32 protein-coding genes and 1 riboswitch are annotated in these 25,420 nt (G+C 65.8%); of the genes, 21 read left to right on the forward strand and 11 right to left on the reverse strand.

Features of this window, described 5'->3' with window-relative positions:
• The first annotated feature begins 77 nt into the window (after window positions 1-77).
• The 8 genes from BRADO_RS35520 to BRADO_RS26595 all read left to right on the forward strand — a co-directional run bounded on the left by BRADO_RS35520 (window position 78) and on the right by BRADO_RS26595 (window position 7,157).
• Window positions 78-860: a lytic transglycosylase domain-containing protein gene (locus BRADO_RS35520; RefSeq protein WP_012029283.1), complete on the forward strand. Its 783-nt coding sequence runs from the start codon at window positions 78-80 to the stop codon at window positions 858-860.
• A 78-nt stretch (window positions 861-938) separates the two neighbouring features.
• Window positions 939-1,049: riboswitch (TPP riboswitch) on the forward strand.
• Window positions 1,037-2,050: an FAD-dependent oxidoreductase gene (locus BRADO_RS26565; protein WP_012029284.1), complete on the forward strand. Its 1,014-nt coding sequence runs from the start codon at window positions 1,037-1,039 to the stop codon at window positions 2,048-2,050. It overlaps the preceding riboswitch by 13 nt.
• Complete coding sequence (gene thiS / locus BRADO_RS26570; RefSeq protein WP_012029285.1) at window positions 2,041-2,238, forward strand: sulfur carrier protein ThiS; 198 nt, start codon at window positions 2,041-2,043, stop codon at window positions 2,236-2,238. The genes BRADO_RS26565 and thiS overlap by 10 nt, the downstream gene beginning before the upstream one ends.
• A gap of 328 nt (window positions 2,239-2,566) precedes the next feature.
• On the forward strand, window positions 2,567-3,349 hold the full coding sequence (locus tag BRADO_RS26575; protein WP_012029286.1) for a thiazole synthase: 783 nt from the start codon (window positions 2,567-2,569) through the stop codon (window positions 3,347-3,349).
• Window positions 3,336-3,944, forward strand: a complete 609-nt coding sequence (locus BRADO_RS26580; protein ID WP_012029287.1) for a thiamine phosphate synthase — start codon at window positions 3,336-3,338, stop codon at window positions 3,942-3,944. Before BRADO_RS26575 ends, BRADO_RS26580 begins: the two co-directional genes overlap by 14 nt.
• A gap of 138 nt (window positions 3,945-4,082) precedes the next feature.
• Window positions 4,083-5,984 carry a phosphomethylpyrimidine synthase ThiC gene (gene thiC / locus BRADO_RS26585; protein WP_012029288.1) on the forward strand — a complete coding sequence of 634 codons (1,902 nt, stop codon included), beginning with the start codon at window positions 4,083-4,085 and terminating at the stop codon, window positions 5,982-5,984.
• Window positions 5,985-6,149: 165 nt separating this feature from the next.
• Entirely contained in the window at window positions 6,150-6,536 is a 387-nt protein-coding gene (locus BRADO_RS26590) for a RidA family protein (protein ID WP_012029289.1), read from the forward strand.
• 366 nt (window positions 6,537-6,902) lie between these two features.
• Window positions 6,903-7,157, forward strand: a complete 255-nt coding sequence (locus tag BRADO_RS26595; protein ID WP_012029290.1) for a hypothetical protein — start codon at window positions 6,903-6,905, stop codon at window positions 7,155-7,157.
• A 37-nt stretch (window positions 7,158-7,194) separates the two neighbouring features.
• Here BRADO_RS26595 and BRADO_RS35915 read toward each other — a convergent pair whose 3' ends face one another.
• Window positions 7,195-7,317, reverse strand: a complete 123-nt coding sequence (locus BRADO_RS35915) for a hypothetical protein (protein WP_256374568.1) — start codon at window positions 7,315-7,317, stop codon at window positions 7,195-7,197.
• Window positions 7,318-7,366: 49 nt separating this feature from the next.
• On the opposite strand from BRADO_RS35915, the gene BRADO_RS26600 reads away from it, so the two are divergent.
• Window positions 7,367-7,636, forward strand: coding sequence for a hypothetical protein (locus tag BRADO_RS26600; protein WP_012029291.1), 270 nt, complete (start codon window positions 7,367-7,369; stop codon window positions 7,634-7,636).
• A gap of 30 nt (window positions 7,637-7,666) precedes the next feature.
• Here BRADO_RS26600 and BRADO_RS26605 read toward each other — a convergent pair whose 3' ends face one another.
• On the reverse strand, window positions 7,667-8,287 hold the full coding sequence (locus tag BRADO_RS26605; protein WP_012029292.1) for a glutathione S-transferase family protein: 621 nt from the start codon (window positions 8,285-8,287) through the stop codon (window positions 7,667-7,669).
• 108 nt (window positions 8,288-8,395) lie between these two features.
• Between BRADO_RS26605 and BRADO_RS26610 the strand changes: the two genes are divergently transcribed.
• On the forward strand, window positions 8,396-8,935 hold the full coding sequence (locus BRADO_RS26610; protein WP_012029293.1) for a mismatch-specific DNA-glycosylase: 540 nt from the start codon (window positions 8,396-8,398) through the stop codon (window positions 8,933-8,935).
• 475 nt (window positions 8,936-9,410) lie between these two features.
• Here the strand turns inward: BRADO_RS26610 and BRADO_RS26615 are convergent, their stop codons facing one another.
• Window positions 9,411-9,851 (reverse strand): hypothetical protein, encoded by a 441-nt coding sequence (locus tag BRADO_RS26615; RefSeq protein ID WP_012029294.1) that lies wholly within the window; start codon window positions 9,849-9,851, stop codon window positions 9,411-9,413.
• Window positions 9,852-10,449: 598 nt separating this feature from the next.
• Here BRADO_RS26615 and BRADO_RS26620 point away from each other — a divergent pair.
• Window positions 10,450-10,719 carry a helix-turn-helix domain-containing protein gene (locus BRADO_RS26620; protein WP_012029295.1) on the forward strand — a complete coding sequence of 90 codons (270 nt, stop codon included), beginning with the start codon at window positions 10,450-10,452 and terminating at the stop codon, window positions 10,717-10,719.
• Between the two features lie 161 nt (window positions 10,720-10,880).
• On the forward strand, window positions 10,881-11,435 hold the full coding sequence (locus tag BRADO_RS34350) for a collagen-like protein (protein WP_012029296.1): 555 nt from the start codon (window positions 10,881-10,883) through the stop codon (window positions 11,433-11,435).
• Window positions 11,436-11,465: 30 nt separating this feature from the next.
• Here the strand turns inward: BRADO_RS34350 and BRADO_RS26630 are convergent, their stop codons facing one another.
• Window positions 11,466-11,738, reverse strand: a complete 273-nt coding sequence (locus tag BRADO_RS26630) for a DUF2277 domain-containing protein (RefSeq protein WP_012029297.1) — start codon at window positions 11,736-11,738, stop codon at window positions 11,466-11,468.
• A 93-nt stretch (window positions 11,739-11,831) separates the two neighbouring features.
• On the opposite strand from BRADO_RS26630, the gene BRADO_RS26635 reads away from it, so the two are divergent.
• The 7 genes from BRADO_RS26635 to BRADO_RS26665 all read left to right on the forward strand — a co-directional run bounded on the left by BRADO_RS26635 (window position 11,832) and on the right by BRADO_RS26665 (window position 19,008).
• Window positions 11,832-12,893, forward strand: coding sequence for an alpha/beta fold hydrolase (locus tag BRADO_RS26635; protein WP_012029298.1), 1,062 nt, complete (start codon window positions 11,832-11,834; stop codon window positions 12,891-12,893).
• An 18-nt stretch (window positions 12,894-12,911) separates the two neighbouring features.
• Window positions 12,912-13,265, forward strand: coding sequence for a hypothetical protein (locus tag BRADO_RS26640; RefSeq protein WP_012029299.1), 354 nt, complete (start codon window positions 12,912-12,914; stop codon window positions 13,263-13,265).
• Between the two features lie 24 nt (window positions 13,266-13,289).
• Entirely contained in the window at window positions 13,290-13,706 is a 417-nt protein-coding gene (locus BRADO_RS26645; RefSeq protein ID WP_012029300.1) for a DoxX family protein, read from the forward strand.
• Window positions 13,707-13,734: 28 nt separating this feature from the next.
• The gene (locus BRADO_RS26650; protein ID WP_012029301.1) at window positions 13,735-14,340 is read left to right on the forward strand and encodes a pyridoxamine 5'-phosphate oxidase family protein; all 606 of its coding nucleotides are present in this window, start codon (window positions 13,735-13,737) and stop codon (window positions 14,338-14,340) included.
• Window positions 14,341-14,504: 164 nt separating this feature from the next.
• Window positions 14,505-15,629, forward strand: coding sequence for an efflux RND transporter periplasmic adaptor subunit (locus tag BRADO_RS26655; RefSeq protein ID WP_012029302.1), 1,125 nt, complete (start codon window positions 14,505-14,507; stop codon window positions 15,627-15,629).
• Window positions 15,626-18,700 carry an efflux RND transporter permease subunit gene (locus BRADO_RS26660; protein WP_012029303.1) on the forward strand — a complete coding sequence of 1,025 codons (3,075 nt, stop codon included), beginning with the start codon at window positions 15,626-15,628 and terminating at the stop codon, window positions 18,698-18,700. The genes BRADO_RS26655 and BRADO_RS26660 overlap by 4 nt, the downstream gene beginning before the upstream one ends.
• Window positions 18,697-19,008 carry a DUF3240 family protein gene (locus BRADO_RS26665; protein WP_012029304.1) on the forward strand — a complete coding sequence of 104 codons (312 nt, stop codon included), beginning with the start codon at window positions 18,697-18,699 and terminating at the stop codon, window positions 19,006-19,008. The genes BRADO_RS26660 and BRADO_RS26665 overlap by 4 nt, the downstream gene beginning before the upstream one ends.
• A 100-nt stretch (window positions 19,009-19,108) precedes the next feature.
• Here the strand turns inward: BRADO_RS26665 and bfr are convergent, their stop codons facing one another.
• The 3 genes from bfr to BRADO_RS26680 all read right to left on the reverse strand — a co-directional run bounded on the left by bfr (window position 19,109) and on the right by BRADO_RS26680 (window position 20,428).
• Window positions 19,109-19,594: a bacterioferritin gene (bfr, locus tag BRADO_RS26670; protein WP_006615586.1), complete on the reverse strand. Its 486-nt coding sequence runs from the start codon at window positions 19,592-19,594 to the stop codon at window positions 19,109-19,111.
• Between the two features lie 121 nt (window positions 19,595-19,715).
• Complete coding sequence (locus tag BRADO_RS26675; protein ID WP_012029305.1) at window positions 19,716-20,000, reverse strand: bacterioferritin-associated ferredoxin; 285 nt, start codon at window positions 19,998-20,000, stop codon at window positions 19,716-19,718.
• A gap of 161 nt (window positions 20,001-20,161) precedes the next feature.
• A complete protein-coding gene (locus tag BRADO_RS26680; RefSeq protein WP_012029306.1) occupies window positions 20,162-20,428 on the reverse strand; it encodes a hypothetical protein in 267 nt (88 codons plus the stop codon).
• A gap of 164 nt (window positions 20,429-20,592) precedes the next feature.
• On the opposite strand from BRADO_RS26680, the gene BRADO_RS26685 reads away from it, so the two are divergent.
• Together BRADO_RS26685 and BRADO_RS26690 are read left to right on the forward strand one after the other, a co-directional pair.
• Window positions 20,593-20,931, forward strand: a complete 339-nt coding sequence (locus BRADO_RS26685) for a hypothetical protein (protein ID WP_012029307.1) — start codon at window positions 20,593-20,595, stop codon at window positions 20,929-20,931.
• Window positions 20,932-21,153: 222 nt separating this feature from the next.
• Entirely contained in the window at window positions 21,154-21,435 is a 282-nt protein-coding gene (locus BRADO_RS26690) for a hypothetical protein (RefSeq protein WP_012029308.1), read from the forward strand.
• Between the two features lie 83 nt (window positions 21,436-21,518).
• Here BRADO_RS26690 and BRADO_RS26695 read toward each other — a convergent pair whose 3' ends face one another.
• From BRADO_RS26695 to ettA, 4 genes are all read right to left on the reverse strand, one after another.
• Window positions 21,519-22,748 carry a lytic murein transglycosylase gene (locus tag BRADO_RS26695; RefSeq protein ID WP_371259370.1) on the reverse strand — a complete coding sequence of 410 codons (1,230 nt, stop codon included), beginning with the start codon at window positions 22,746-22,748 and terminating at the stop codon, window positions 21,519-21,521.
• A 13-nt stretch (window positions 22,749-22,761) separates the two neighbouring features.
• Window positions 22,762-22,962 carry a hypothetical protein gene (locus BRADO_RS26700; protein WP_012029310.1) on the reverse strand — a complete coding sequence of 67 codons (201 nt, stop codon included), beginning with the start codon at window positions 22,960-22,962 and terminating at the stop codon, window positions 22,762-22,764.
• Window positions 22,963-23,018: 56 nt separating this feature from the next.
• The gene (locus BRADO_RS26705) at window positions 23,019-23,600 is read right to left on the reverse strand and encodes a TIGR00645 family protein (protein WP_012029311.1); all 582 of its coding nucleotides are present in this window, start codon (window positions 23,598-23,600) and stop codon (window positions 23,019-23,021) included.
• Between the two features lie 144 nt (window positions 23,601-23,744).
• On the reverse strand, window positions 23,745-25,394 hold the full coding sequence (gene ettA, locus BRADO_RS26710; RefSeq protein WP_012029312.1) for an energy-dependent translational throttle protein EttA: 1,650 nt from the start codon (window positions 25,392-25,394) through the stop codon (window positions 23,745-23,747).
• Window positions 25,395-25,420 lie beyond the last annotated feature (26 nt).

Below are 25,420 nucleotides of genomic sequence, written 5' to 3' on the forward strand. Positions count from 1 at the left end.
ATTAGGGTGTGCAAAGCGTAAACGCATGCTGGGGGGCCTTGCTCGGCATGCGCGTGGTTCCCGGGGGATCCTGACACATGAGACGTCTTGTGCTGACGGCCTGCCTCGCAGGCTTCGCAACGCTTGGCACCGCGCCGCCGGCCGGAGCGGCCGAGGAGGCGGACAGCGCCGCCAAGGTGAAGCCTGGCAAGATCAAGCTGGCCCATGTCCGCGCCGACAGCATCAAGGATCTCGCCGCGCGCGGCGCCGTCACCCGGACGGCGCGCGAGGTCGAGGCGATCGAGGCGGTGAGCACAGCCGATACGACCACTCCCGTCGATGCCAATGTGTCGGCCCAGCCGGCCGACGTCGAAACCGCACCGGATGCGACCGCCCCCGCGCCCGAGGCCGAGCGCAAGTCCGCGGACGCCAAGCCGCAGCACATGAACACCGGCCATCCGCACATCGACGCTCTGGTCGCCGTGCATGCCGCTGCCAACAACGTGCCCGAAGCGCTGGTCCACCGGGTCATCGTGCGCGAGAGCAAGTACCGGCAGGACCTGGTGGGCCGCTGCGGCTGCATCGGCCTGATGCAGATCAAGCTCGGCACCGCGCGCGGTCTCGGCTACACCGGCGACGCGGCCGGCCTCCACGATCCCAACACCAACCTCACCTATGGCGTGCGTTATCTCGCCGGTGCCTACCGCGCCGCCCATGGCGACCACGACCGCGCGGTCGCCTATTTCGCCAAGGGCTATTACGAGGAGGCCAAGCGCCAGCGCCTGGCCGATGCGCGGCCCGTGAGCCGCTCCGAGCGCGTCAGCGCTCCGCTCGACATCACGCCGAAGATCGCCACCTCGCGCCACGCCCGCGCGCACTGAGCCTGATTGGTTCCTAACGGACGGCAACGGTCTTTCCGTGACACTCCGTTGACACGCTGCCGTATCGGTCTATTTTAAGCGCGTTCCGAGGGGAGCTCCGAGGGGGAGCTGAGATACCGCACGTGATGCGGTGACCCTTTGAACCTGATCCGGGTCATGCCGGCGAAGGGACAGGGATGCAGCAGACACCCACGCGCGGGGATCGCCCCGTATCCATCATTGGCGCCGGTATTGCGGGCGCCTGGCAGGCGCTGCTGTTCGCGCGCGCCGGCCACGATGTCACCTTGCACGAGCGCAGCGACGCGGCGCTGATGCTCTCGACAAGCCATTGGGCCGGCGGCATGCTGGCGCCCTATTGCGAGAGCGAAGTCTCCGAACCGATCATCAGCCGCCTCGGCCTCGCCTCGCTCGACATCTGGCGGCGCGAGATGCCCGAGACGCCGTTCAATGGCTCGCTGGTCATCGCGCATGCCCGCGACCGCGCCGATTACGACCGCTTCGCCCGCCGCACCTCCGGCTATCAGCGGCTCGATGCGGCGGCGCTCGCGGAGCTGGAGCCGTCGCTGGAGGGCCGTTTCCGCGAAGGCCTGTTCTATCCAACCGAGGGCCATGTCGAGCCGCGCCGCGTGTTGCCGAAGCTGCACCAGCGCATCGTCGAGGCCGGCGGCCGCGTGCTGTTCAACAGCAATGTCAGCACTGATGATCTCGACGGCCTCGTGATCGACTGTCGCGGTCTCGCCGCGCGCCAGGCCGAGCCTGAGCTGCGCGGCGTCAAGGGCGAGATGATCCTGATCGAGACCTCCGAGGTGAGCCTCGCGCGTCCGGTGCGGCTGATGCATCCGCGCTTTCCGCTCTATCTGATCCCGCGCGAGGACAATCTGTTCATGCTGGGTGCGACCTCGCTGGAAGCCGAGGACACCGGCGTCAGCCTGCGCTCGGCGCTGGAGCTGCTGGGCGCGGCCTATTCGGTGCATCCGGCGTTCGGCGAGGCCCGCATCCTCGAATTCGGCTCGGGCCTGCGGCCGGCCTATCCCGACAATCTGCCGCGCATCACGGTCAGAAGCGAGCGCGAGATCCGCGTCAACGGCCTCTATCGCCACGGCTTCCTGATCGCGCCCGCGCTGGCGCAGGCGACATTGAACTACGTGGCGCATGGCCAGATCGACAACGAGGTGATGCGATGCGCGTGACGGTCAATGGCGAGGCCCGCGACATCAGCGCGACCGACGTCGCCGCGCTGCTGTCGGAGCTCGACTACGAGGGCACGCATTTCGCGATCGCGCTGAACTACGACGTCGTGCCGAAAAGCCGCTGGGCCGACACGGCGCTGAAGGCCGGCGACGAGATCGAGATCATCACGCCCCGGCAGGGAGGGTGATGATGATGGAGCGCGCGCTCGTACGCCACCCACAGCTGTCGTCCCGGCGAACGCCGGGACCCATAGTCACCGCCGGCCGTGGTGATACTCGATCTCTCCAAGTGTGCCTCGATGCAACATCACGCGGTATGGGTCCCGGCGTTCGCCGGGACGACACGAGGTGGGAGGTCGCGCCCCACCCACAGCCGTCATCCCCGCGCAGGCGGGGATCCAGTACGCCGCGGCCTCTCGGCTCAACACGACTGCCTCTGGAATACTGGATCCCCGCCTGCGCGGGGATGACGGCGTTCCTTGTGGCGACCACCGTCCGACATGACGGAGACAATCGATGCTGAAATTTTACGACAAGACCGTCACCTCCCGCCTCCTCATCGGCACCGCGCTGTATCCCTCGCCTGCCATCATGCAGGACGCGATCCGTGCCTCCGGCGCCGAGATCGTCACGGTGTCGTTGCGGCGGGAGGCCGCGGGCGGCAAGACGGGCGATGCGTTCTGGAAGCTGATCAACGAGCTGAACGTCACGGTGCTGCCGAACACGGCCGGCTGCCGCAGCGTGCGCGAGGCCGTCACTACGGCCAAGCTCGCGCGCGAATTGTTCGGCACGTCCTGGATCAAGCTCGAGGTCATCGGCGACAACGACACCCTGCAACCCGACGTCATAGGCCTGGTCGAGGCCGCCACCATCCTGATTAAGGACGGCTTCGAGGTCTTCCCCTACTGCACCGAGGACCTCACCGTCGCCACGCGCCTGGTCGATGCCGGCTGCAGGGTCGTGATGCCCTGGGCGGCGCCGATCGGCTCGGCCAAGGGCATCATCAACCGCGACGCGCTGAAGCTGCTGCGCGACCGCCTGCCCGATATCACGCTCGTCGTCGATGCCGGCCTCGGCGCGCCCTCGCACGCCGCGGGGGCGCTGGAGCTCGGCTATGACGCCGTGCTGCTCAACACCGCGATCGCGAAAGCCGCCGATCCGGTCGCGATGGCGCGCGCCTTCAGGCTCGGAGTCGAAGCCGGCCGCACCGCCTACGAGGCCGGTCTGATGGACGCCCGCGATTTCGCCTCGCCCTCCACCCCTGTCGTTGGGACTCCGTTCTGGCATGCCGTATCCTGATCGCTTCTATCCCGTCGTCGACAGCCTCGCCTGGGTCGAGCGTCTCACCCGTCTCGGCGTCGGCACCGTGCAATTGCGCGCGAAGAATCTCGACGACGCCGCGGCGCTGCAGATCGTCACCGACGCGCTGGCCATCACCCGGGGCACCGCGACCAAGCTGATCGTCAACGACTACTGGCGCGCCGCGATCGCCGCCGGCGCCGCGCATGTCCATCTCGGCCAGGAGGATCTGGCGGAGGCTGACGTCAAGGCGATCAAGGACGCCGGCCTGACGCTCGGCCTGTCGACGCATGACGATGCCGAACTGGAGACTGCGCTCGCGGCGAAGCCCGACTACGTCGCGTTGGGGCCGATCTTCCCGACCACGCTCAAGGCGATGCGCTTCGCGCCGCAGGGCATCCCGAAGATCAGCGTGTGGAAGCAGCGCGTCGGCAGCATTCCGCTGGTCGCCATCGGCGGCATCAAACTGGAGCAGGCCGCGGAGATTTTTGCCGCCGGCGCTGATTCCATCGCGGTTGTCTCCGACGTCACCCAGAACGCAGATCCCGACGCCCGCGTCCGCGCCTGGCTCGACGCGACCAAGGAGCCGGCATGATGCCCCACTCGCTCCACCGTCATTGCGAGCGAAGCGAAGCAATCCAGGGCCGCGCGTGCCGCCCTGGATTGCTTCGTCGCTACGCTCCTCGCAATGACGCTCCTATTCACTCCGGCAACGACAATTAAGGAGGCCCCCATGAACATCCGCTCCAATCCCGACACCACCCTGCCCGCCGTCACCACTGGCCCGCTGCCGTCGTCGCGCAAGATCTACGCTGTGCCGGACTCCGCCCCCGATCTGCGCGTGCCCTTGCGCGAGATCATCCTGTCGGAAGCAGCCAGCGAGCCGAACCTGCCGGTCTACGACACCTCCGGCCCCTACACCGACCCGTCCGTCACCATCGACGTCAACGCGGGTCTGCCCCGCAACCGCATCGCCTGGGTGCTCGAGCGCGGCGGCGTCGAGGAATATGTCGGCCGCGACATCAAGCCGGAGGACAATGGCAATGTCGGCGCCGACAAGGCGGCGAAGGCGTTCACCGCGCACCACAAGCCGCTGCGCGGACTCGACGGCCACAAGATCACCCAGCTCGAATTTGCCCGCGCCGGCATCGTCACCAAGGAGATGATCTACGTCGCCGAGCGCGAGAATCTCGGACGTAAAGTTCAGCTCGAGCGCGCCGAGGCCGCGCTCGCCGACGGCGAGAGCTTTGGCGCGTCGGTCCCCGCCTTCATCACCCCGGAATTCGTCCGCGACGAGATCGCGCGCGGCCGCGCCATCATCCCCTGCAACATCAACCACGCCGAGCTGGAGCCGATGATCATCGGCCGCAACTTCCTCACCAAGATCAACGCCAATATCGGCAACTCGGCGGTGACCTCCTCAGTGGAAGAGGAAGTGGACAAGATGGTGTGGGCGATCCGCTGGGGCGCCGACACGGTGATGGACCTCTCGACCGGCCGCAACATCCACACCACCCGCGAATGGATCCTGCGCAACTCGCCGGTGCCGATCGGCACCGTGCCGATCTACCAGGCGCTGGAGAAGTGCAACGGCGATCCGGTGGCGCTGACCTGGGAGCTCTACAAGGACACGCTGATCGAGCAGTGCGAGCAGGGCGTCGACTACTTCACCATCCACGCCGGCGTGCGGCTGCAATACATCCACCTCACCGCGAGCCGCGTCACCGGCATCGTCAGCCGCGGCGGCTCGATCATGGCGAAGTGGTGCCTCGCGCATCACAAGGAGAGCTTCCTGTACACGCACTTTGATGAGATCTGCGACATCATGCGCAAGTATGACGTCTCGTTCTCGCTCGGAGACGGCCTGCGCCCCGGCTCGATCGCCGATGCCAACGATCGCGCCCAGTTCGCTGAGCTGGAGACCCTGGGCGAGCTGACCAAGATCGCCTGGGACAAGGGCTGCCAGGTCATGATCGAGGGCCCCGGCCACGTGCCGATGCACAAGATCAAGATCAACATGGACAAGCAGCTCAAGGAGTGCGGCGAGGCGCCGTTCTACACGCTCGGGCCGCTGACCACCGACATCGCGCCGGGCTACGACCACATCACGTCCGGCATCGGTGCGGCCATGATCGGCTGGTTCGGCTGCGCCATGCTGTGCTACGTGACGCCGAAGGAGCATCTCGGCCTGCCCGATCGCAACGACGTCAAGACCGGCGTCATCACCTACAAGATCGCCGCCCACGCCGCCGACCTCGCCAAGGGCCATCCCGCAGCGCAGCTACGCGACGACGCGCTGTCGCGCGCCCGCTTCGAGTTCCGCTGGACCGACCAGTTCAACCTCGGCCTCGACCCGGACACCGCGAAGAGCTTCCACGACGAGACCCTGCCGAAGGAAGCCCACAAGGTCGCGCATTTCTGCTCGATGTGCGGCCCCAAATTCTGCTCGATGAAGATCACCCAGGACGTCCGCGACTACGCCGCGACCTTGAACGATCCGGCGACGGTCGGCATGACCATCTCCGGCACCATCGAGGACGGCATGGCCCAAATGAGCGCCAAGTTCAAGGAAATGGGCGGCAGCGTGTACCTGGATGCGGAGAAGGTGAAGGAGAGCAACAAGGCGTTGTCCTGACCTCTCGCGCATCGCTCTCCATCGTCATGGCCGGGCTTGACCCGGCCATCCATCAAGCCGGGCGCAAGCCCGGCTTTTTTGTTTGATGATTAGACCATTCGCATCAACAATACGCGCCTGTCCAACTAAATACTCCGGGTCGACAACGCTCAAGACGGAATTGCCATGCCCATCCACCACATCGCCGCCCCACCGCACATCAAAACCCCGCCGCTCTCCTTCGGCACCCGTGTCGGCGACCTGCTCTTCATCTCCGGCATTCCCGGCTTCGACGCCCACGGCAACCTGCCCGACGACTTCGAGGCGCAGTTCGCCAACGTCGTGACCAACTTCACGCGCGTGCTGACAGAGGGCGGCGCCTCTCTCCGCGATCTCGTCAAGGTCAACGTGCTGCTGACGCGCGCGAACGATGTGGCTGTCATGAACCGGCTCTATGCCGCGGCGTTCGGGCCGGCGCCCTATCCGGCGCGGACCACGTGCGTGGTGGTGGCGCTGCCGGATCCGAAGATGCTGATCGAGATCGAGGGCGTCGCGGCGATCGCGACCACGTAGGGTGGGCAAAGGCGCGGACGCACTGTCTCTGCGGTGGCGGTGGTGGCGCCGTGCCCCACCATCTCACAGCCGAGCCTGCTGCACGACGGTGGGCACGCGACCGCCCTGCGGGCGCCTGCTTTGCCCACCCTACGTTCTTGGCTCTGGCCGAGCAACGTGGCAACGAAGCGCACGACCGTCGTTCGCTCAGCCAATCCATACGCGCGGCCCGCGAACGGGCCGCCCGGCCATGCGCCATCAGCAACGCAAGTCTGCTCGCGCGGATTTGCCGCACGGTTCGCGGCGAACCGCCTTTAAATTGAACGACGCCACTCCGACACAGGCCGCGCTTGAGGCTGGGGGCCTGTTTGTTGCCGGAGTTTGCCAATGTCGCGTTTCACCATGTTTGTTTTTGTCATGAGCCTCGTTGCCGCGAGCCTCGCCGCCGCCCCGGCACAAGCCGGCTACTTCATCCTGCGCTGGGACAACACCGGCATCTGCCAGGTCTGGAACGAGGCGCTCACATTCAGGCCGGTGCAATGGCCGTCACGCTATCAGGTGATCAGCCGCCCGGTGCCGACCTTGAGCGATGCCGTCAATCTGCAGGTCAGGCTGCGCCGGCAGGGGCGGTGCACGCTGTGAGCCCCCTTCGATGCCGTCCCGCTCCGGCGCGGCGGCCTCATCCTGCCTCCATCTTGCACAAATCCCTGATATCGCTGTGAACGACCAGCGCCAGCGTCTTGCGCCGCGCGCGCTTTTGTCGCACCACTTCGCGGTCGCTGCCGCCGCGCGGTTTGATCACCGCAGCGTGCACCGACGATGATTTGGTTGGTCCGTTCAGGAGATTGACGATGCGCCGCTTAACCTCTGTTGCCGCTGCCGCCGCTCTCGCGGCCACCTCGGTCGCCGCCCCCGCTTTTGCCGCTCCCGCGCCCAAGAGCGGCTACTACGTGATCCGCTGGGAGAACACCGGCATCTGCCAGATCTGGAACACCGATCTTCAGTCGAAGCCGCTCGAATGGCCCTCGACCTACAAGATCGTCTCCAAGCCGGTGTCGACCTTCGTCGAAGCCACCAACATCCAGCTCAAGCTGCGCGACGAGCGCCGCTGCTTCCTGTAAGCGGCGTTCGCACGCCATCGTGCGTGGCGGTCAGGCGGCCCTGACCGCGCTCGCCTGCATCGGCACGAAGCCGGGCAGATCGGCGATCCGCGCCAGCCACGCCCCGACGTTCGGATAGGGCGTCAGCGACACGCCGCCCTCGGGCGCGTGCGCGGTGTAGCTATAGAGCGCGACATCGGCGATCGTCGGTGTCTCGCCGGTGAGAAACGGCCGGACGCCAAGCTCGCGCTCCATCACCGCAAACAGGTTGTTGGCGATCTGGTGCGCCCTCGCCATGTCGAGCGGCGCGCCGAACAAGGTCGCGATCCGCGCCGCCGCCGCACCGAACGCCAGCGGCCCGGCTGCCGCCGACAGCCAGCGCTGGACCTGCGCCTGTCCCAAGGGATCGCGCGGCCACCACCGGCCAGCCGGATCGTAGCGCCCGGCAAGATAGACCAGGATCGCATTGGAGTCGGGGATCACGGCATCGCCGTCGACCAGCACCGGCACCTGGCCGAACGGATTCAGGGCCAGGAAATCCGGCTGCTTCTGCGCGCCGCCCGGGAGATCGACATCGACGAGCTCGCACGGCAGGCCGAGCAGGCTCAGCATCAGCCGCGCGCGATGCGCATGGCCGGACAGGGCGAAATGATAAAGGCGGCGTTGCGACATGATGGGCTCCCGTTGCTGGAGCGACGTGTAGCGCCGGGCTGACAGATCAACAACGCCGGCCGCCATCAATGGCTTGTTGCGACCGGCGCAATAATGCGACAACGGCTCATGGATCGCCTGCCCGATCAGTTGCAGCCCGGCCTGCGCCTCGTCTTCGTCGGCACGGCCGCGAGCGAACGGTCGGCTGCGACCGGACACTACTACGCGCACCCCGGCAACCGCTTCTGGCGCACGCTGCATGCGACGGGCCTGACGCCGCGGCTGCATCAGCCGGAGGAGTTTCCTCTGCTGCTGTCGCTCGGCATCGGCTTCACCGACCTGTGCAAGCAGGGCGCCGGGATGGATCACGTCGCCCTGAAGGCCGGCGTCGATGTCGCGGGCTTCGCGGCCAAGATCGAACGCTATCGGCCGGCGACGATCGCTTTCACCAGCAAAAAGGCCGCAAGCCTGTTTTACGGCCGGCCGACCGGCGCGATCGCACTGGGCCTGCAGCCGACGCAGAAGGATTTTCCGGCCACCTTCGTGCTGGCGTCGCCGTCAGGCGCGGCATCGGGGGCGTGGACCTTGCAGCCATGGCTGGATCTGGCGGCGCATGTCGAACGCGATCGTCCGCACGCGAAACAGCCGGCGTTCAACGATGCACCGTAAGCTGGGCAAAGCAGCCGCTGGCAACGGAGATCGCGTGCCCAGCATGCATCCGCGTGCCCGCCGCGAGATGGAGCGCGGCAGACACGAGCACGCGGGCGCGCCTTTGCCCACCCTACGCAGGCCCATGCTCGATGTTATCTCGTGCCCGATCAGTAACTATGATGGTCGCGTAGACAGCCATACAGACCGGCATGCGCGATGCCCATGACTGCGCCATCTCCCCTTGCGGGAGAGGGCATGCAGGACAGCGCGGCCAGCTCGCTCGGGTGAGGGGTATGCCTCGACGACCGCAGCTCGGGGAGAGAGACCCACACCCGAGTGAGCATGCTGATGGGACGTCGATGCCCTCTCCCGCAAAGGGGGAGAAGGCGCTGTATCTCACAGCGTCATGCTCGGCTGACTATACGATGGGTCCCGGCTCGAGGGCGGGACGACGCTGTTGCTAGTTGTGAGATAGCGGTCAACGATACCGCAACTATCTGATCGTGATGGCGAGGCCCGACAGGTCGACGTTGGCCAGGAGGCCGACCTGCTCGCCGGACAGCTCCAGCACCGCGCCCTTCTGGTTGGTCAGCACGATGCCGCGCACGCCGCGGCCGACGGCGAGGCCGGCGCCGGCGGCGCCGTAGACGCCTTCGACATCGGACGGACGCCAGATGTTGCTGACGCGGCCTCGCAGCACGGTGCGCGAGCCGCCGAACACGAGACCGTAGTCGATACCGCCGGTGGAGAGCGGATAGGCCCGGCCGTGGAAGCTCAGCACGCCGCTGCCGCCGGAGCCACCGATGATCCATCCCGCCTTGTAGATGGTCAGCGTGATGAAGCCGCCATCGGCGCGCGCCGTGGCCGGCAGGATGGCGCCGGTCGCGGCCACGAGCGCCACCAACAGACCGCGAAGCAAGGATGCAATGTTCATGGATGAAGTCTCCAGCGAGGTGAATAGGGACTGCGCGAAACTCAAGGTATTTCGATGGCCGCGCATCACGATCGTGCCCACCAAACGAATCGATCGGGCCGAATTTAGCCGTTTGCGCGGCAGCGTGCATGCACCGCCGCCGGTGTGTTCGAAAAGTCGCCATCTCGGAAGAGGGCGCGCGATCGAACCGGTTCCGCGCAGATCGACGCCATCGGACACCGGCTTTGTCAGGTGCGGGACAATGGCATGCGGACCAGGCCGTGGCCGGGCAACTAATCAAGCGGTCACGAGGCCGGTGCCGAGCCTGATCGAAGGGCTGGCGACGAAGGACCATCTGCTGCGCCGCGGCCACCACAGTCTCCGAGGGCCAAGCCCGAATGAACGCCGGACGGAGGGACGCTCCCGGGTCAAATTCGTCCAGACCCGCGCGAAACCAAGGCAATTTCGGGGTATTTGGCCGGGAAAGAGCTGCCCGAGGCCGATGTTAAGGAGCCGTTAACCTTGTCGGACCACGGTCGTTTACGGGCTGGATGTTTAGTTGGTCTCGATGTTTTCGCGCCGTCCTTGCTGGCGGTGCGGGCGTTGATCGGGAGGAGTTATGTCGCAAGAGTTGTCAGCCGATGCCGCAAGTCCGTCACTGGTCCCCCTCATTGTGCCACCGCCGCCGTCCGCGGCGGAGGTTCTGCCGCTGCTGATCGGCACGCCACTGTCCGAAATCGAGCGCGAGCTCATCGTTCAGACACTGGCCCGCTGCAACGGCAATCGCACCCACGCCGCACGGCTGCTCGGAATGCCCGTGCGCACCTTGCGGAACAAGATCCGCAGCTACACGGCCGACGGCATCGCGGTGCCGGCCTATTCGGCCTGATCCAACGGCGACCGCGCGATATCCCATCGTGTGGAACTCATCAGGATGCGGCGCCGATTGATGTTGATCAGTCGGCTCCGCAGCCCTCGTGCAATTGCTGCCGTCATCGCGCCTCTGTTACGCTTCGCCGCGAATCACAGATGTGTAGCGGAGTTGCGGTAGTGGCGAAGAATACGGCCGGACGCGGCCTGCAGGGCCCCGTGGGTCCACGAGGCCCGCAAGGGCAGCCCGGGCGGCGCGGACCTGATGGTCAGCGCGGCAAGCCGGGTCCTGACGGCAAGGCCGGGCCACAGGGCAAGCCAGGACCGCAGGGCAAACCCGGTCCGCAAGGGCCGCGCGGCGAGCAAGGCCCGCCCGGCAAGCCCGGACCCGAGGGACCGCAGGGTCCTCGTGGCGAACAAGGAGCGCCGGGCACGCTGCCGACGATCGATCAGCTGATGCCCTGGCTCGAGCAGATCTTCGCCGCCTATGACGACTACAAGCGCAACCGGGATCGCGAGGCGCATGAGCGCGACGCGCAGCTGATCGCCGTCCGCGACATCTTCGCCGCCACCGAGCATGACGAGGCACTCGAAGAGGCGTTCGAGGACGACGATCCGCACGAGATCGACGCGCCCAAGAAGAAAAAGAAGAAGCACAAGAAAAAGAGAAAGAAGCACGGCAAGCACTCCGGCGACGACCACGGCGAGCAGCAGGGCGAGGACGACGAGTTCTGACCCGCGACCGACCCCGCGGACGGCCTGGCCTCAGACCTTGCCGAACCTGATCGCCGAGCGCTCGCGAGCCTTGGCCGCCTCGATCTCACGGTCGCGCGGCGGCGCCTGGGTCTGCAGCGAGGTCAACAGCCGCCGCGCCGCATCGGCGACCTCCTCGACCGCACGTGCGAAGGCGGCCTCGTTGGCCTGAGACGGAGCGTTGAAGCCGGAGAGCTTGCGCACGAATTGCAGCGCCGAAGCCTGGATCTCCGCCTCCGTCGCCGGTGGCTCGAAATTGAACAGCGTCTTGATGTTGCGGCACATGGCGGGGCTAATCCGGTGCTGAACCAATTTGTCGAATGTGCTATCATGCCTCCGACGCGGTCGCAAAGAGCCGCGCAATCGCAGGGGAAACACATGCTTCGACCGTTTGCCGCCGTTGTTGCCGCTTGGGTGGTCTTTTGCGCGCCGTCTTGGTCCGCCGAGTATCCCGTCCCGAAGCAGGGCGACGTCGTGCTCAAGGATTTCAAGTTTCACACCGGCGAGACGCTGCCGGAGCTGAAGCTGCACTACACCACCGTCGGTGAGCCGACGGGCCAGCCCGTGCTGGTGCTGCACGGCACCGGCGGCTCCGGAGCCAGCATGCTGGTGGCGCCGTTCGCCGGTGAATTGTTCGGCAAGGACCAGCCGCTCGACGCGACGAAGTACTACATCATCATTCCCGACAGCATCGGCCACGGCAAATCGTCCAAGCCCTCGGACGGGCTGAAGACGAAGTTTCCGGCCTATGACTATGCCGACATGGTCGATGCGCAGTATCGGCTGCTGACCGAAGGACTTGGGATCAAGCATCTCAGGCTGATCATCGGCAATTCGATGGGCGGCATGCACAGCTGGGTGTGGGCGACGCGCTATCCGGATTTCATGGACATCGCGGTGCCGATGGCCTCGCAGCCGACGGAGATGGCGGCGCGCAACTGGATGCTGCGCCGGCTGATGCTAGAGACGATCCGCAACGATCCCGACTACAATGGCGGCAACTACACCGCGCAGCCGCGCATGATGAAATATGCCGTCACGGCCTATGGCACGGCAACCGCCGGCGGCACCATCGCCTATCAGCTGGCGGCACCGACGGCTGCCAAGGCCGACAAGATGGTCGAGGAACGGCTGGCCCAGCCTGTCCCGAGCGATGCCAACGACTTCATCTATCAGTGGGAGTCCTCGCACGACTACAATCCGTCGGCCGATCTCGACAAGATCAAGGCCACGGTGATGCTGATCAACTCCGCCGACGACGAGCGCAATCCGCCGGAGACCGGCGTAACCGCCGACGCGATGAAACGCGTCAAGAATGGCAAGGTGCTGCTGATCCCGGCCTCGGCCGAGACGCGCGGTCATCTGACCACCGGAAACGCGAAGTTCTATGTCGAGTCGCTGCGCGAGTTGCTGGCAACGGTGCCACAGCGCGGCATGTAGGCCTGGAAGGAGTCGTGAATGCGCGGGATCGTGCTGGCCGCTCTGATGCTCAGCTCTCTGGCCAGCGCGCCCGTCGCGCTGGCCATCGACAACGGCCAGTTCGAGAACGTGCCGCCTGATGTGCGCGCCTGGTTCAAGAGCGTGATCGCGCCGAACGGCGTGCCCTGCTGCGACGTCTCGGACGGGCACCGCACCACCTACGACGTGCGCGACGGCACCTATTGGGTGCCGATCGAGGGACGCTGGATGGCAGTGCCGGAGCGCGCCATCATCCGCGACCGCGGCAATCCGGTCGGCGAGGCCGTGGTGTGGTACGTTCATCACCGCGGGGACATCATCATCAGCTGCTTCGTGCCGGCCGATGCGGTCTAAGGGGTCGGTCATTGGAAGCGGGGCATGACTGGAAGCTTGCGCGACGACATGACCCGCGCGGTCATGCGCTGGCTGATGGCGCTGTTCTATGCGGCGGCGGGCATCGCGCATCTCGCGATCCCCGAGCCCTTCCTGCGCATCACGCCGTCCTTCGTTCCGTTCGCGCCACAGGTCATCTTGCTGACCGGCCTGTGCGAGCTCGCCGGCGCTGTCGGGCTGGTGACGACGCCGCTGCGGCGTTGGGCGGGGCTCGGGCTCGCGGCCTATGCGATCTGCGTCTGGCCGGCGAATTTCAAGCATGCGATCGACGGCATCGACCTGCCTCTTCTCGGCAGCAGCTGGCTCTATCACGGTCCGCGCCTGGCGTTTCAGCCGGTGCTGGTGTGGTGGGGGCTGTACAGCGCGGGGCTGATCGATTGGCCGTGGCAGCGCAGGACCTGACGCAGATGAAGCCGAATGGAGGCGCGCCGTGAGCGACCCGACAAACACCGATCTTGCCGCGATCTATCCGCCGCCGAACGAGCGCGTGATCGCCAAGGTGCGTCCGGCGCTGGATGCGCACAGCCGCAAGTTCATCGGGCTGTCGCCGTTCTGCGTGGTCGCGACATCAGGCGTCGACGGCAGCGTCGATGCCTCGCCGCGCGGTGGCCATCCGGGTTTCGTCCACATCGACGGCGACCAGCGCCTGCTGATGCCGGACCGTCCGGGCAACAACCGGCTCGACACGCTGCGCAACGTGTCCGAAGGCTCCGGCCGGGTGCAACTGATCTTCTTCGTTCCCGGCATCAACGAGACGCTGCGGGTCGGCGGCACGGCATCGGTGTCGACCGATCAGGAGCTTCTGTCGAAGCTGGAGGAGTTCGGCAAAGCTCCGCGCTCGGCGCTCGTGATCGACGTGCACGAGACATACTTCCATTGCGGCAAGGCCATCATGCGATCCAAGCTGTGGTTGCAGGATGCACAGGTGCCACGCTCGGCGATGCCGAGCATCAGCGAGATCATCCATGATCAGACCGCGCTGGGCACGCCCGAGCCGCAGGTGGTGACCGACGCGCGCTGGCGCGAGCAGCTTTGAGAATGCCATCCATTCGCAAGCTGGCGTCAGCGTCGAGTCATCTTTCCTGGTCCATCAGTGGCGCGCTCGCGCTTGCGAGCCCACATCTTGATGCAGCTCAGGGGTCGCCGAACGGCCCGGGCTCATTTATGACGTGCCGCTGAAGCTGGAAACGATCTCCCTCGATGCCCTCTTTCCGTGCCGCTCATCTGCTGTCGCCTCGCCATCTGGCCGGCGCGCTGTTGCTGGTGTCCGCCTGCGCGACGCCTTGCGCGGCGTCTGCCGAGGATGTGAAGCTCACCCCGGCCCAGACGCAAAATCTCGGCATCCGCGTCGCACATCCGACTTCGAGCCGGAACGACCAGACGCTGCCCTACCCGGCGCAGATTGTCATTCCAACACCGCAATTATGGGTGGTCAGCGCACCAGTCTCCGGCATGGTTACGAATCTGGCGGTGGCGCGGGGCGATCGCGTCAGCATCGGCCAGCCGCTGCTGACGCTCGAGAGCCCGAGCTTCGTGTCGCTGCAGCGCGAGTATCTGCATGCGCTGGCGCAGGAGGTCCTCGCCGTCCAGCAGCTGAAGCGCAACGCCGACCTGTTCGAGGGCAAGGCGATCCCGCAACGCGTGCTCGAATCCAGCCAGGCCGAGGCGCGGCAGGCCAGCATCGTCGTCGCCGAGCGGCGTCAGATGCTGCATCTCAGCGGCCTCTCGGACGAGGCCGTCGCGCGGCTCACCAATGAAGCGGCGATCAGCGCGACGCTGACCGTCAACGCGCCGCAGGCCGCCTCCGTGGTCGACATCATGGTGTCGCCCGGCCAGCGCATGGAGCAGGCCGCGCCGCTGGTGAAACTCGCGCGGCTGTCGCCGCTCTGGGCCGAGATCGCGATCCCGGCCACCAACATCGCCGCCATCAAGACCGGCGCGCGCGTCGACATCGAGGGCTATGCAACGCCAGGCCGCGTCATCCTGGTCTCCGAAACGACCGACACGGCGACCCAGACGATCCTCGTCCGCGCCGAGATTCCCAACGATGGCGGGCTGCATTCCGGTCAGACCGCGGCCGCGCGCATCGGCTTCGTCTCGGCCGGCGAAAGCGCCTGGGAGATCCCCTATAGCGGCCTGGTCCGGCGCGGCGAGCAGACCTCGATCTTCGTCGCGATCGAAGGCGGCTTCCGGCAGGTGCCGGTGACGCTGCTCGCGGAGGACCAGGACCATGTGGTGGTGTCCGGGCCCATCTCCGACAAGGACGAGGTGGCGGTCGGCGGCATCTCGGCGCTGCGCGGCATTCTCTCGCGGCTGGGGCAATGATGCTGCAGCGGCTGGTCGCCTTCGCGCTGGCGCAACGTCTGTTCGTGCTGCTCAGCGTGCTGCTGCTGGTCGGCGCCGCCCTCGTGTTCCTGCCGAGCCTGCCGATCGACGCGTTCCCGGACGTCTCGCCGGTTCAGGTCAAGATCATCATGAAGGCCCCGGGCCTCACCCCCGAGGAAGTCGAGCAGCGCATCACAGTGCCGATCGAACTCGAGCTGCTCGGCCTGCCCAATAAGAAGATCCTGCGCACCACAACCAAATATGCGCTCGCCGACATCACCGTCGATTTCGAGGACGGCACCGACATTTATTGGGCGCGCAACCAGGTCTCTGAGCGGCTGTCGAACGTTTCGCGCGACTTTCCCGATGGCGTCAGCGGCGGGCTCGCGCCGATCACGAGCCCGCTCGGCGAGATGTTCATGTTCACGATCGAGAGCCCGGAGCTGTCGCTCGCCGAGCGGCGCAGCCTGCTCGACTGGGTGATCCGGCCGGCACTGCGCACCGTACCGGGCGTGGCTGACGTGAACTCGCTCGGCGGGTTTGTCCGCGCCTTCGAGATCGTGCCGCGCAATGATGCGCTGGCGGCGCGCGGCATCTCCTACGAGCTGTTCCGCAAGGCGATCGAGGCCAATAGTCGCAACGACGGCGCCGGCCGCGTCAACCAGGGCGAGGACAGCGCGCTGGTGCGGATCGAGGGCAGCATCCGCAGCATCGACGACATCAAGGCGATCGTCGTCGACACCCGCGACAACATCCCGATCCGCGTCAGCGACGTGGCGCGGGTGCGGATCGGCGCATTGACCCGTTACGGCGCTGTCACGGCTGACGGCAAGGGCGAGACGGTCGAGGGCCTCGTGCTCGGGCTGCGCGGCGCCAATGCCGGACAGCTCGTGCGCGACGTGCGCGCGCGGCTGGAGGAACTGAAGCCATCGCTGCCCGCGAGCGTCACCATCAACGTGTTCTATGACCGCAGCCGGCTGGTCAACCGCGCTGTCGGAACGGTGGTCCGGGCGCTGGCTGAGGCCACCGTGCTGGTCGTGGTGTTACTGTTGCTGTTCCTGGGCAATTGGCGCGCCTCGCTGGTCATCGCGCTGAGCCTGCCGCTCGCGATCGTGATCGCGCTCCTGGTGATGCGCGCCGTCGGCATGTCGGCCAACCTGATGAGCCTCGGCGGGCTCGCGATCGCGATCGGCATGCTGATCGATGCGCTGGTCGTCGTGGTCGAGAACATCGTCGGCAATCTCGGCAGGCACGAGTCCAACAGGGCGGCACCCCTGGTCCACATCGTGTATCGCTCGGTCTGCGAGGTGCTGCAGCCTGTCGCCTCGGGCGTGCTGATCATCATCATCGTGTTCGTGCCGCTGCTGACGCTGCAGGGACTGGAGGGCAAGCTTTTCATTCCGGTCGCGCTGGCGATCATCTTCGCGCTCGCGGCTTCGCTGCTGCTCGCCTTGACGGTGCTTCCGGTCGCGACGTCGTTTGCGCTCAAATCTGCCTCGCATGAGGATCCGCTGCTGGTCCGCGCGGCGCAGCGCGCCTACGCGCCCGCGCTGACCTGGGCGCTCGCCAATGAGCGCAAGGTGATCGCCGTCGCATTGCTGAGCCTCGTCGCGGCAGGCTATGGCTACGCTCAGCTCGGCAAGACGTTCATGCCGACCATGGACGAAGGCGACGTGATCGTGAGCGTCGAGACGCTCCCCTCCGTCAATCTCGACGAATCCCTTGCGATCAACGCCCGGCTGCAGACGGCGCTGATGAAGGTTCCCGACATCGCCGGCATCATCGCCCGCACCGGATCGGACGAGCTCGGCCTCGATCCCATGGGTCCCAACCAGACCGACACGTTCCTGGTGCTCAAGCCGGCCGATCAGCGGCAGAGCGAAAATCGTGACGTGCTGCTGCAGAAGCTGCGCGATGTCCTGGCTGATTTCCCCGGCATCTCGCTGAGCTTCACGCAGCCGATCGACATGCGCGTGCAGGAGATGATCAGCGGCGTGCGCGGCGACGTCGCCGTGAAGATCTTCGGCCCCGACATCGGCACGCTCAATGACATCGCCGCGAAGCTGTCAACGATCTTGTCGAGCATCGATGGCGCGGAGGATGTATACACGACGCTGAACGAAGGCGCGCAATACTATACAGTCAATGTCAATCGGCTCGAAGCAGGTCGGCTGGGTCTGACGGTGGATTCCATCGCCAACTCGCTGCGCACCCAGATCGAAGGACGGACGATCGGCACCGCGCTCGAGAACGGCTGGCGGACGCCGATCCTGGTCCGTGGCAGCGAGACCACGCGCGAGGCGCCAACCCTGCTCGCGATGCTGCCGCTGACGCTGGCGGCCGGACAGCACGTCGCGCTGTCGCAGGTCGCGCGCATCCAGCGCGTCGACGGCCCGGTCAAGATCGACCGTGAGGACGGCAATCGCATGAGCGTGGTGCGCAGCAACGTCCGCGGCCGCGACATGGTCGGCTTCGTCCAGGCCGCCCAGCAGAAGGTCGCGTCCGAGCTGCAGCTGCCGGCCGGCTACCGGCTGACCTGGGGCGGACAGTTCGAGAATCAGCAGCGCGCCGCCGCGCGCCTGTCGGTCGTGGTGCCGGTCGCGATCGGGCTGATCTTCGTGCTGCTGTTCACGACGTTCGGCTCCGTCCGCCAGGCGCTGCTGGTGCTCGTCAACATTCCCTTCGCTCTGATCGGCGGCGTATTCGCGCTGGTCTCGACGGGCGAATATCTGTCCGTGCCGGCCTCCGTGGGCTTCATCGCCCTGCTCGGCATCGCCGTGCTCAACGGTGTCGTGCTGGTCTCCTACTTCAACCAGCTCCGCGCCCACGGGCTGTCCGAGCAGCGCATCGTGGTCGACGGCGCCAAGCGCCGGCTCCGTCCGGTGCTGATGACGGCGAGCATCACCGCGCTCGGCCTGATCCCGCTGCTGTTCGCCACCGGGCCGGGCTCGGAGGTGCAGCGGCCGCTGGCCATCGTCGTGATCGGCGGCCTGCTATCGTCGACCTTGCTGACCCTGATCCTGCTGCCGATCCTGTACCGCCGCTACGGCGCCGCCAAGGAGGCGGCATGACCTCTCAAGCAGCCTGCCTGACGCTGATCGCGCCGCGCGAGCTGCGCGAGGAGCTGTTCGACTACATCAACGACCAGTCGGATCTGGTCACCGGCTTCACCGCCTTGGATGCCGCCGGGCACGGCGCCCGCGTCCGGCTGCGCACGCCTGCGGAGCAGGTCAAGGGACATGCCGACGCGGTCGCTGTTTCGATCGTGCTGCAGGAGAAGGCTGTCGAGCGGCTGCTGGAGCGGCTGAGGAGCGCGTTCGCGGGAACGAAGCTCGTCTATTGGGTCGTGCCGGTGACGGAATTCGGCAGCATCGACTGATCCGCGTCCGCCACTGCCGGCGTTCGGAAGCCGGGCGGTCGATTCAAGGTCTGGTCTCGGCCCCGAATCGACCTCGCCCCAAGGAGGAGAGATGCGTTGGTCAGTGCTCGCTCTCGAGCCCGCCGACGTGCTTCTGGGTATAGAGCTCGAGGCCGATACGGCCGATCAGATCGAGCTGCGTCTCGAGGAAGTCGATGTGATGCTCCTCGTCCTTCATCAGCTGCTCGAACAGATCGCGCGACACGTAGTCCTTGACGCCGTGGCAGTAGGTTGCGGCTTCCTGGTAGAGCGTCCGCGCGCCGATCTCGGCGGCGAGATCGCACTCGATGATCTCCTTGACGTTCTGGCCGATGCGCAGGGGATCGAGCACCTGCATGTTCGGGAAGCCGTCGAGGAAGAGGATGCGGTCCGTGAACTTGTCGGCGTGCTCCATCTCCTCGATGGATTCCTTGCGCCAGACCTTCGCCATTTCCAAAAGGCCCCAATTGTTCAGCAGGCGGTAGTGCAGCCAATATTGGTTGATGGCAGTCAGTTCGCTGCGCAATCCCTTGTTGAGATATTCGATGACCTTGGGGTCGCCCTGCATAGATAAGCTCCGAAAGAGTTAGAGGCCGCAGGCGCTCAATAACAGGTTCGAAGTGCGGAGACGACCCCCGTTCATGTGCATTTTTGGGGCGTAAGCAGGCGAGATTGAAGGCAGACGCGGCTCAGCAGGCCGCCAGCGCGAACCGGCTCTGGAGATCTTCGTCCGCCGGCTGAACCGACGCGTGAGCATGGCTGTGAGCGTGTTGGCAGCCGGCCTGGCAAGCACGGGCGCAGGGACCCAAGGCCTCATCGATGATCGTCTTGATGGTGCGCGCACACCGACCGCATTCCGCGCTGCAGCCAAGGCAGCCGTAGAGCTGCTTCGGGCTCCGCGGCAATTCGTCCGCCGAACTCACCGCCTTGCGGATGTCGTGATCGCTGATGACGTTGCAGGAACAAACAATCATGAGAAACCGGCCAATCGTCCTTGGTCAGCTATCGATAGTCATCAGCCCCGAATGGCGCAAAGGGAAAACCGCGCTTTTGAAGCTATTCCAATCTCACAAGCTAACTAGAACGGCTCTAACTACGCGACCTTGCTGCAGATCAAAGTCGCTGCCGTGCTGGCTCAATCGCCGCCTCCGCCATCACCGCCGCCGTCTCCGCCACCGTCGCCTCCACCGTCGATCGGATTCCCCGTCACGTCGGTTGCGGTATTTGAAAACCAATTGCCAGGATCGAATCCTTCGCCATTGCTCGAGGAGTTGCCCGCGTCGAGGCTGCCGCCGTCCGACCCGCGGCGCGCGCCCCGCCAGCGATCCTTCATTACCAGGAGCACGTAACCCACAGCCGAGGCCAACCCGACCGACACAGCAATGGCTACGGTTTTGGTCATGAAATTGGAGTCCAATTGACTTTTGTGCAATGCAGCATTGAACGCATCCTGGGCATAGGTCGTCCAATGGGAGTTGCCCGTTCATTGATCATTCAAGCGGGATGTGGGAACCTGTCGCGTCGTTAGATGCGCCGTTGCCGACCTGGACTGAGAAAGGTGAGGTCATGAAGAAGACTCTTGCGGCCCTGGCCGCCGTCGCGACCCTGTCGACTGCCGCGCTGGCCCCTGCCCCGGCGGAAGCGCGCAACGGTCGCGTTGCCGCGGGCGTCGCGGCCGGATTGATCGGCGGAGCGCTCATTGGGGGCGCGATCGCCGCGGGCAGCAATCCCTACTACTACGGCCCTGGCTATTCCTATTCTCCGGGCTACGCCTATGGCCCAGGCTACTCGTACTATGGCGGCCCGGCCTATGTGGCCGATCCCGGCTATGCCTGCTACTGGCAGCGCCAGCGCTTCTGGGACGGCTATGGCTGGCGGATTCGCCGCGTGCGCGTTTGCGAGTGAACGTTCACCTTCATTAATTCCATGACCTTGCACCAGAAAATCGGATAGGCGCGGCAGCCTTGGCCAGAAAAAACCGTTTTTCGGTCGCATGGGGTCAACGAGGGTTTACGATGGGTTGACAGATTGTCGTGTTTTCTCACGATGCTGACGCCCCCTCGGTCAAGCGTAAAACAATCACCCACCCGGCGCCTGTTTCGGCGCTTCTCCAGGAGATCTCGAACCATGAAGAAGATCCTGACCGCAATGCTTGCGGTTGCGACAATCGCCGGTTCGCTGAGCGTTACCGCACCGGCTGCGAAGGCCGGTGACGTCGGCGCTGGCGTGGCTGCCGGCCTGATTGGCGGCGCCCTGATCGGCGGCGCGATCGCCTCCAGCCGTCCGGCCTATGGCGGTCCGGTGTATGTCGAAGCCCCCCCGCCGGGCCCGCCGCCGTGCGTGTGGCGCCGTGAGCGTTATTGGGACGGCTACGGCTGGGTCTCCCGCCCGGTTCGCGTCTGCTACTGATCGAAACCTCGCATCTCCATGCGGCAGAGCCCGGCCCTGCGGCCGGGCTTTTTGCTGGCTGCGTCCGATGGCCGCACAGGCCGTCAGCGCGAGGCGTTGATCGCCTGCAGCACGGCTTCGCTCGGCCAGCAATCCACCTTCAAGCCGGCGTTCTTCTGAAACGTGCCGAGCGCGGCACGCGTCTGCATCCCCGCCTTGCCGTCGAGCTTGTCCGCGTAGAGCCCGAGGCGCGTGAGACCCTTCTGCATCGACTCCACATCCTTGCTCCGCAATTGCTGGGAAGCCGACCACGGCGTCGCGAAGCCGGCCGGGCTGGTCATCCGGTCGGCGAGATGGCCAACGAACAGCACGTAGAGATCCGAGAAATTGTATTCCTTGATGACGAAGTAGTTTGCGGTCGTCAGGAATGACGGGCCATAGATGCCTTCGGGCTGCAGCAGGGACGCCGGCTGCTGCTGCTCGGCGGCGCTCAGCCGCTGGCCGCGCACCGGCGCGAATCCGGCCCGCAGCCACTCCGCGATCGGCTTCTTCAACTCAGGCACGCCCATCGTGCAATCGACGTTGGCGGGCGGCTTGACCTCGTAGGCCCAGCGCACGCCGCTCTGCCAGCCCTTGTTGGCGAGTTGCTTGGCCGCCGAGCCCAGCGCATCCGGCACCGAGTGCCAGAGATCGACCTTGCCGTCGCCGTCGAGATCGACGCCGTGCTTGTAGTACTCCGAGGGAAGGAACTGGGTCAGGCCGACCGCGCCGCCCCATGACGCCCTGAGATCGCGGCGCGACACCACGCCATCGCTCAGCATCTTCAGCGCCATGATGAACTCGGTGCGGTACTGCTCCTTGCGCCGTCCGACATAGGCCTGGGTCGCCAGCACGCGCAGCGCGTCATAGGGCAACGCGTAGCGGCCGAAATCGGTCTCGCGGCCCCAGATCGCGAGCACGATCGGACCAGGCACGCCGAAGCGGCGCTCGATCTCGGCCAGCGCCGGCCGGTATTGCAGGATCAGCGTCTGGCCATGCGCGGCCAGCCGTGCGATCGACGCTTCCTTGATGTAGTCGGCCGGCACCTGCACGAACTCGGCTTGCGCCGGTGCGCCGGTTGCAGGCCGGCCGGGCAGCAGCAGATCGGGAAGCTTATAGTCGGGCTCAAGCCCGCGCGTCTCGGACTCGAAGGTGGCGCGCGAAACGCCCTGGTCCTTGGCTTCGGGCCAGAGCGACGCGACGAATTGGGTGAAGGCGGCGTCGGCGGCGGTCGCCAAGCCGGCATGGCACAGGAGGACGCCGAACAGGAAAACCGCGAGGCACTGGCGAAGCAGACGCGGCACCTGATCAGGCATCCTGAAGGCCAAGCCGCCGTTCGATGTGCTCTATTCTCAGGTCCATCCGGTCCAGCCGATTGGACATGCTGGCGTACTGATTTTCGAGGTTCCCGATACGCTGCTTCAGTTCGCGAATGTCATCACGGACATGATCGAGAGCGCCGCGGATGTGGCGCAGATGCTCCAGCACGAGGTTCTCGACTTCGGTCATGTGAAGAGCGTACCACGCTGCGAACGAAATGTGAACAGCCGACTTGCACTGCTTCCTCAATGCCCCGCCGCCTGCTTCGCCTCCTCGATCGCGGCATTGGAAATCTTGTCGACCACGGCAATGCCGATTGCCGACAGGATGAACACGGTATGGATGATGGTCTGCCACATCACCCCGGTCTCGGTGTAGGTCGACTTGCCAGAGGACAGAGCGCCGGCCTCGATGAAGGTCCGCAGCAGATGAATCGAGGAGATGCCGATGATGGCCATGGCCAGCTTGATCTTCAGCACGCTGGCATTGACGTGGCTGAGCCATTCCGGCTCGTCGGGATGGCCCTGCAGATTGAGCCGCGACACGAAGGTCTCGTAGCCGCCGACGATCACCATCACGAGCAGGTTCGAGATCATCACCACGTCGATCAGGCCGAGCACCGCAAGCATGATCTGCTGCTCGGAGAAATCGAACGCGTGCGCAAACAGGTGCCATAGCTCTTTGAGGAACAGCACGACGTAGACGCCCTGGGCGATGATCAGCCCGACATAGAGCGGCAGCTGCAGCCAGCGCGAGCCGAAGATCAGCATGGGTATGGGGCGCAGCGCACCGCCCTTGGAGGACAGGGTCGCGTCGGAGGAAGACATGATGGAAGATCTCGCGGCTGGGATGGGATTTGCGGATCATCTATCTACGCAATCGCAGCACGCGGAAAAGCGACAACGGGTCGCAGCCGGGGCGCGACGCTTTGCCTCGCGAGAGACAACGTCGCGCCTCGCGCCATCGAGGGGTCAGCGGGTCAGCTTCTTGTACTTGACCCGGTGCGGGATCACGCTGTCCTGGCCGAGCCGGCGCATCTTGTCCTTCTCGTAGTCCTGGAAGTTGCCCTCGAACCATTCGACATGGCTGTCGCCCTCGAAGGCCAGCATGTGGGTCGCGATGCGGTCGAGAAACCAGCGATCGTGGCTGATGATGACGGCGCAGCCGGCGAAATCCTCCAGCGCCTCTTCGAGCGCACGCAAGGTGTCGACGTCGAGATCGTTGGTCGGCTCGTCGAGCAGCAGCACGTTGGCGCCGGACTTCAGCATCTTGGCAAGATGCACGCGGTTGCGCTCACCGCCCGAGAGCGCCCCGACCTTCTTCTGCTGGTCGGCGCCCTTGAAGTTGAACGACGAGCAATAGCCGCGCGAGTTCACCTCCTTCTTGCCGAGCAGGATCAGCTCGTTGCCGCCGGAGATCTCCTCCCATACCGTCTTGTTGCCGTCGAGCGCGTCGCGCGACTGGTCGACATAGCCGAGATGCACGGTCTCGCCGACGGTGATGGTGCCGGCGTCGGGCTTCTCCTGGCCGGTGATCATGCGGAACAGCGTGGTCTTGCCGGCGCCGTTCGGACCGATCACGCCGACGATGCCGCCCGGCGGCAGCTTGAAGGTGAGATTGTCGATCAGCAGGCGGTCGCCGAAGCTCTTCGAGAGGCCCTCGAAATCGACGACGTTCTGGCCGAGCCGCTCGGCCACGGGAATGATGATCTGCGCGGTCTGGGTCTGCTTCTCGCTGGCCTTCTTGAGCAGCTCCTCGTAGCGCTGGTAGCGCGCCTTGGACTTCGCCTGGCGCGCCTTCGGCGAGGCCGCGATCCACTCCTGCTCGCGCGCCAGCGTGCGCTGATGCGCGGCCTCCTCGCGGCCCTCCTGCTCGAGCCGCTTCTGCTTCTGCTGCAGCCAGGACGAGTAGTTGCCTTCGTAGGGAATGCCGCGGCCGCGATCGAGCTCGAGAATCCAGCTGGTGACGTTGTCGAGGAAGTAGCGGTCGTGGGTGACGATCAGGATCGCGCCGGGATAGTTGCGCAGATGGCCTTCCAGCCAGGACACCGATTCGGCATCGAGATGGTTGGTCGGCTCGTCGAGCAGCAGGAGGTCGGGCTGGTCGAGCAGCAGCCGGCACAGCGCGACGCGGCGGCGCTCACCGCCGGAGAGCTTGCTGACATCGGCATCGTCGGCCGGGCAGCGCAACGCGTCCATCGCCTGGTCGACCTTGCTGTCGAGATCCCACAGGCCCTGGGCCTCGATCTCGTCCTGCAGCTTGGTCATCTCGTCGGCGGTTTCCTCGGAGTAGTTCATCGCCAGCTCGTTGTAGCGATCGAGGATCGCCTTCTGCTTGGCGACGCCCTGCATCACGTTCTCGCGCACCGAGAGCTTCGGATCGAGCTGCGGCTCCTGCTCGAGATAGCCGACGCGGGCGCCGTCCGCGACCCAGGCCTCCCCGGTGTACTCCTTGTCGAGGCCTGCCATGATCTTAAGCAGGGTCGATTTACCGGAGCCGTTGACGCCGAGCACGCCGATCTTGGCGTCGGGATAGAACGACAGGTGGATGTTATCGAGCACCTTGCGGGTCGGATAGGCCTTGGACAGACCCTGCATGAAGTAGACGAACTGGCGCGCCATCGCGTGTCCCTCGAAACCGGCCGGAA

The organism is Bradyrhizobium sp. ORS 278 (assembly GCF_000026145.1).
Classification (GTDB): domain Bacteria; phylum Pseudomonadota; class Alphaproteobacteria; order Rhizobiales; family Xanthobacteraceae; genus Bradyrhizobium.

Coding starts and splice junctions, on each gene's coding strand:
- BRADO_RS35520 (WP_012029283.1), top strand. CDS start 78: ATGAGACGTCTTGTGCTGACGGCCTGCCTCGCAGGCTTCGCAACGCTT.
- BRADO_RS26565 (WP_012029284.1), top strand. CDS start 1,037: ATGCAGCAGACACCCACGCGCGGGGATCGCCCCGTATCCATCATTGGC.
- thiS (WP_012029285.1), top strand. CDS start 2,041: ATGCGCGTGACGGTCAATGGCGAGGCCCGCGACATCAGCGCGACCGAC.
- BRADO_RS26575 (WP_012029286.1), top strand. CDS start 2,567: ATGCTGAAATTTTACGACAAGACCGTCACCTCCCGCCTCCTCATCGGC.
- BRADO_RS26580 (WP_012029287.1), top strand. CDS start 3,336: ATGCCGTATCCTGATCGCTTCTATCCCGTCGTCGACAGCCTCGCCTGG.
- thiC (WP_012029288.1), top strand. CDS start 4,083: ATGAACATCCGCTCCAATCCCGACACCACCCTGCCCGCCGTCACCACT.
- BRADO_RS26590 (WP_012029289.1), top strand. CDS start 6,150: ATGCCCATCCACCACATCGCCGCCCCACCGCACATCAAAACCCCGCCG.
- BRADO_RS26595 (WP_012029290.1), top strand. CDS start 6,903: ATGTCGCGTTTCACCATGTTTGTTTTTGTCATGAGCCTCGTTGCCGCG.
- BRADO_RS26600 (WP_012029291.1), top strand. CDS start 7,367: ATGCGCCGCTTAACCTCTGTTGCCGCTGCCGCCGCTCTCGCGGCCACC.
- BRADO_RS26605 (WP_012029292.1), bottom strand. CDS start 8,287: ATGTCGCAACGCCGCCTTTATCATTTCGCCCTGTCCGGCCATGCGCAT.
- BRADO_RS26610 (WP_012029293.1), top strand. CDS start 8,396: ATGGATCGCCTGCCCGATCAGTTGCAGCCCGGCCTGCGCCTCGTCTTC.
- BRADO_RS26615 (WP_012029294.1), bottom strand. CDS start 9,851: ATGAACATTGCATCCTTGCTTCGCGGTCTGTTGGTGGCGCTCGTGGCC.
- BRADO_RS26620 (WP_012029295.1), top strand. CDS start 10,450: ATGTCGCAAGAGTTGTCAGCCGATGCCGCAAGTCCGTCACTGGTCCCC.
- BRADO_RS26630 (WP_012029297.1), bottom strand. CDS start 11,738: ATGTGCCGCAACATCAAGACGCTGTTCAATTTCGAGCCACCGGCGACG.
- BRADO_RS26635 (WP_012029298.1), top strand. CDS start 11,832: ATGCTTCGACCGTTTGCCGCCGTTGTTGCCGCTTGGGTGGTCTTTTGC.
- BRADO_RS26640 (WP_012029299.1), top strand. CDS start 12,912: ATGCGCGGGATCGTGCTGGCCGCTCTGATGCTCAGCTCTCTGGCCAGC.
- BRADO_RS26645 (WP_012029300.1), top strand. CDS start 13,290: ATGACTGGAAGCTTGCGCGACGACATGACCCGCGCGGTCATGCGCTGG.
- BRADO_RS26655 (WP_012029302.1), top strand. CDS start 14,505: ATGCCCTCTTTCCGTGCCGCTCATCTGCTGTCGCCTCGCCATCTGGCC.
- BRADO_RS26660 (WP_012029303.1), top strand. CDS start 15,626: ATGATGCTGCAGCGGCTGGTCGCCTTCGCGCTGGCGCAACGTCTGTTC.
- BRADO_RS26665 (WP_012029304.1), top strand. CDS start 18,697: ATGACCTCTCAAGCAGCCTGCCTGACGCTGATCGCGCCGCGCGAGCTG.
- bfr (WP_006615586.1), bottom strand. CDS start 19,594: ATGCAGGGCGACCCCAAGGTCATCGAATATCTCAACAAGGGATTGCGC.
- BRADO_RS26675 (WP_012029305.1), bottom strand. CDS start 20,000: ATGATTGTTTGTTCCTGCAACGTCATCAGCGATCACGACATCCGCAAG.
- BRADO_RS26680 (WP_012029306.1), bottom strand. CDS start 20,428: ATGACCAAAACCGTAGCCATTGCTGTGTCGGTCGGGTTGGCCTCGGCT.
- BRADO_RS26685 (WP_012029307.1), top strand. CDS start 20,593: ATGAAGAAGACTCTTGCGGCCCTGGCCGCCGTCGCGACCCTGTCGACT.
- BRADO_RS26690 (WP_012029308.1), top strand. CDS start 21,154: ATGAAGAAGATCCTGACCGCAATGCTTGCGGTTGCGACAATCGCCGGT.
- BRADO_RS26700 (WP_012029310.1), bottom strand. CDS start 22,962: ATGACCGAAGTCGAGAACCTCGTGCTGGAGCATCTGCGCCACATCCGC.
- BRADO_RS26705 (WP_012029311.1), bottom strand. CDS start 23,600: ATGTCTTCCTCCGACGCGACCCTGTCCTCCAAGGGCGGTGCGCTGCGC.
- ettA (WP_012029312.1), bottom strand. CDS start 25,394: ATGGCGCGCCAGTTCGTCTACTTCATGCAGGGTCTGTCCAAGGCCTAT.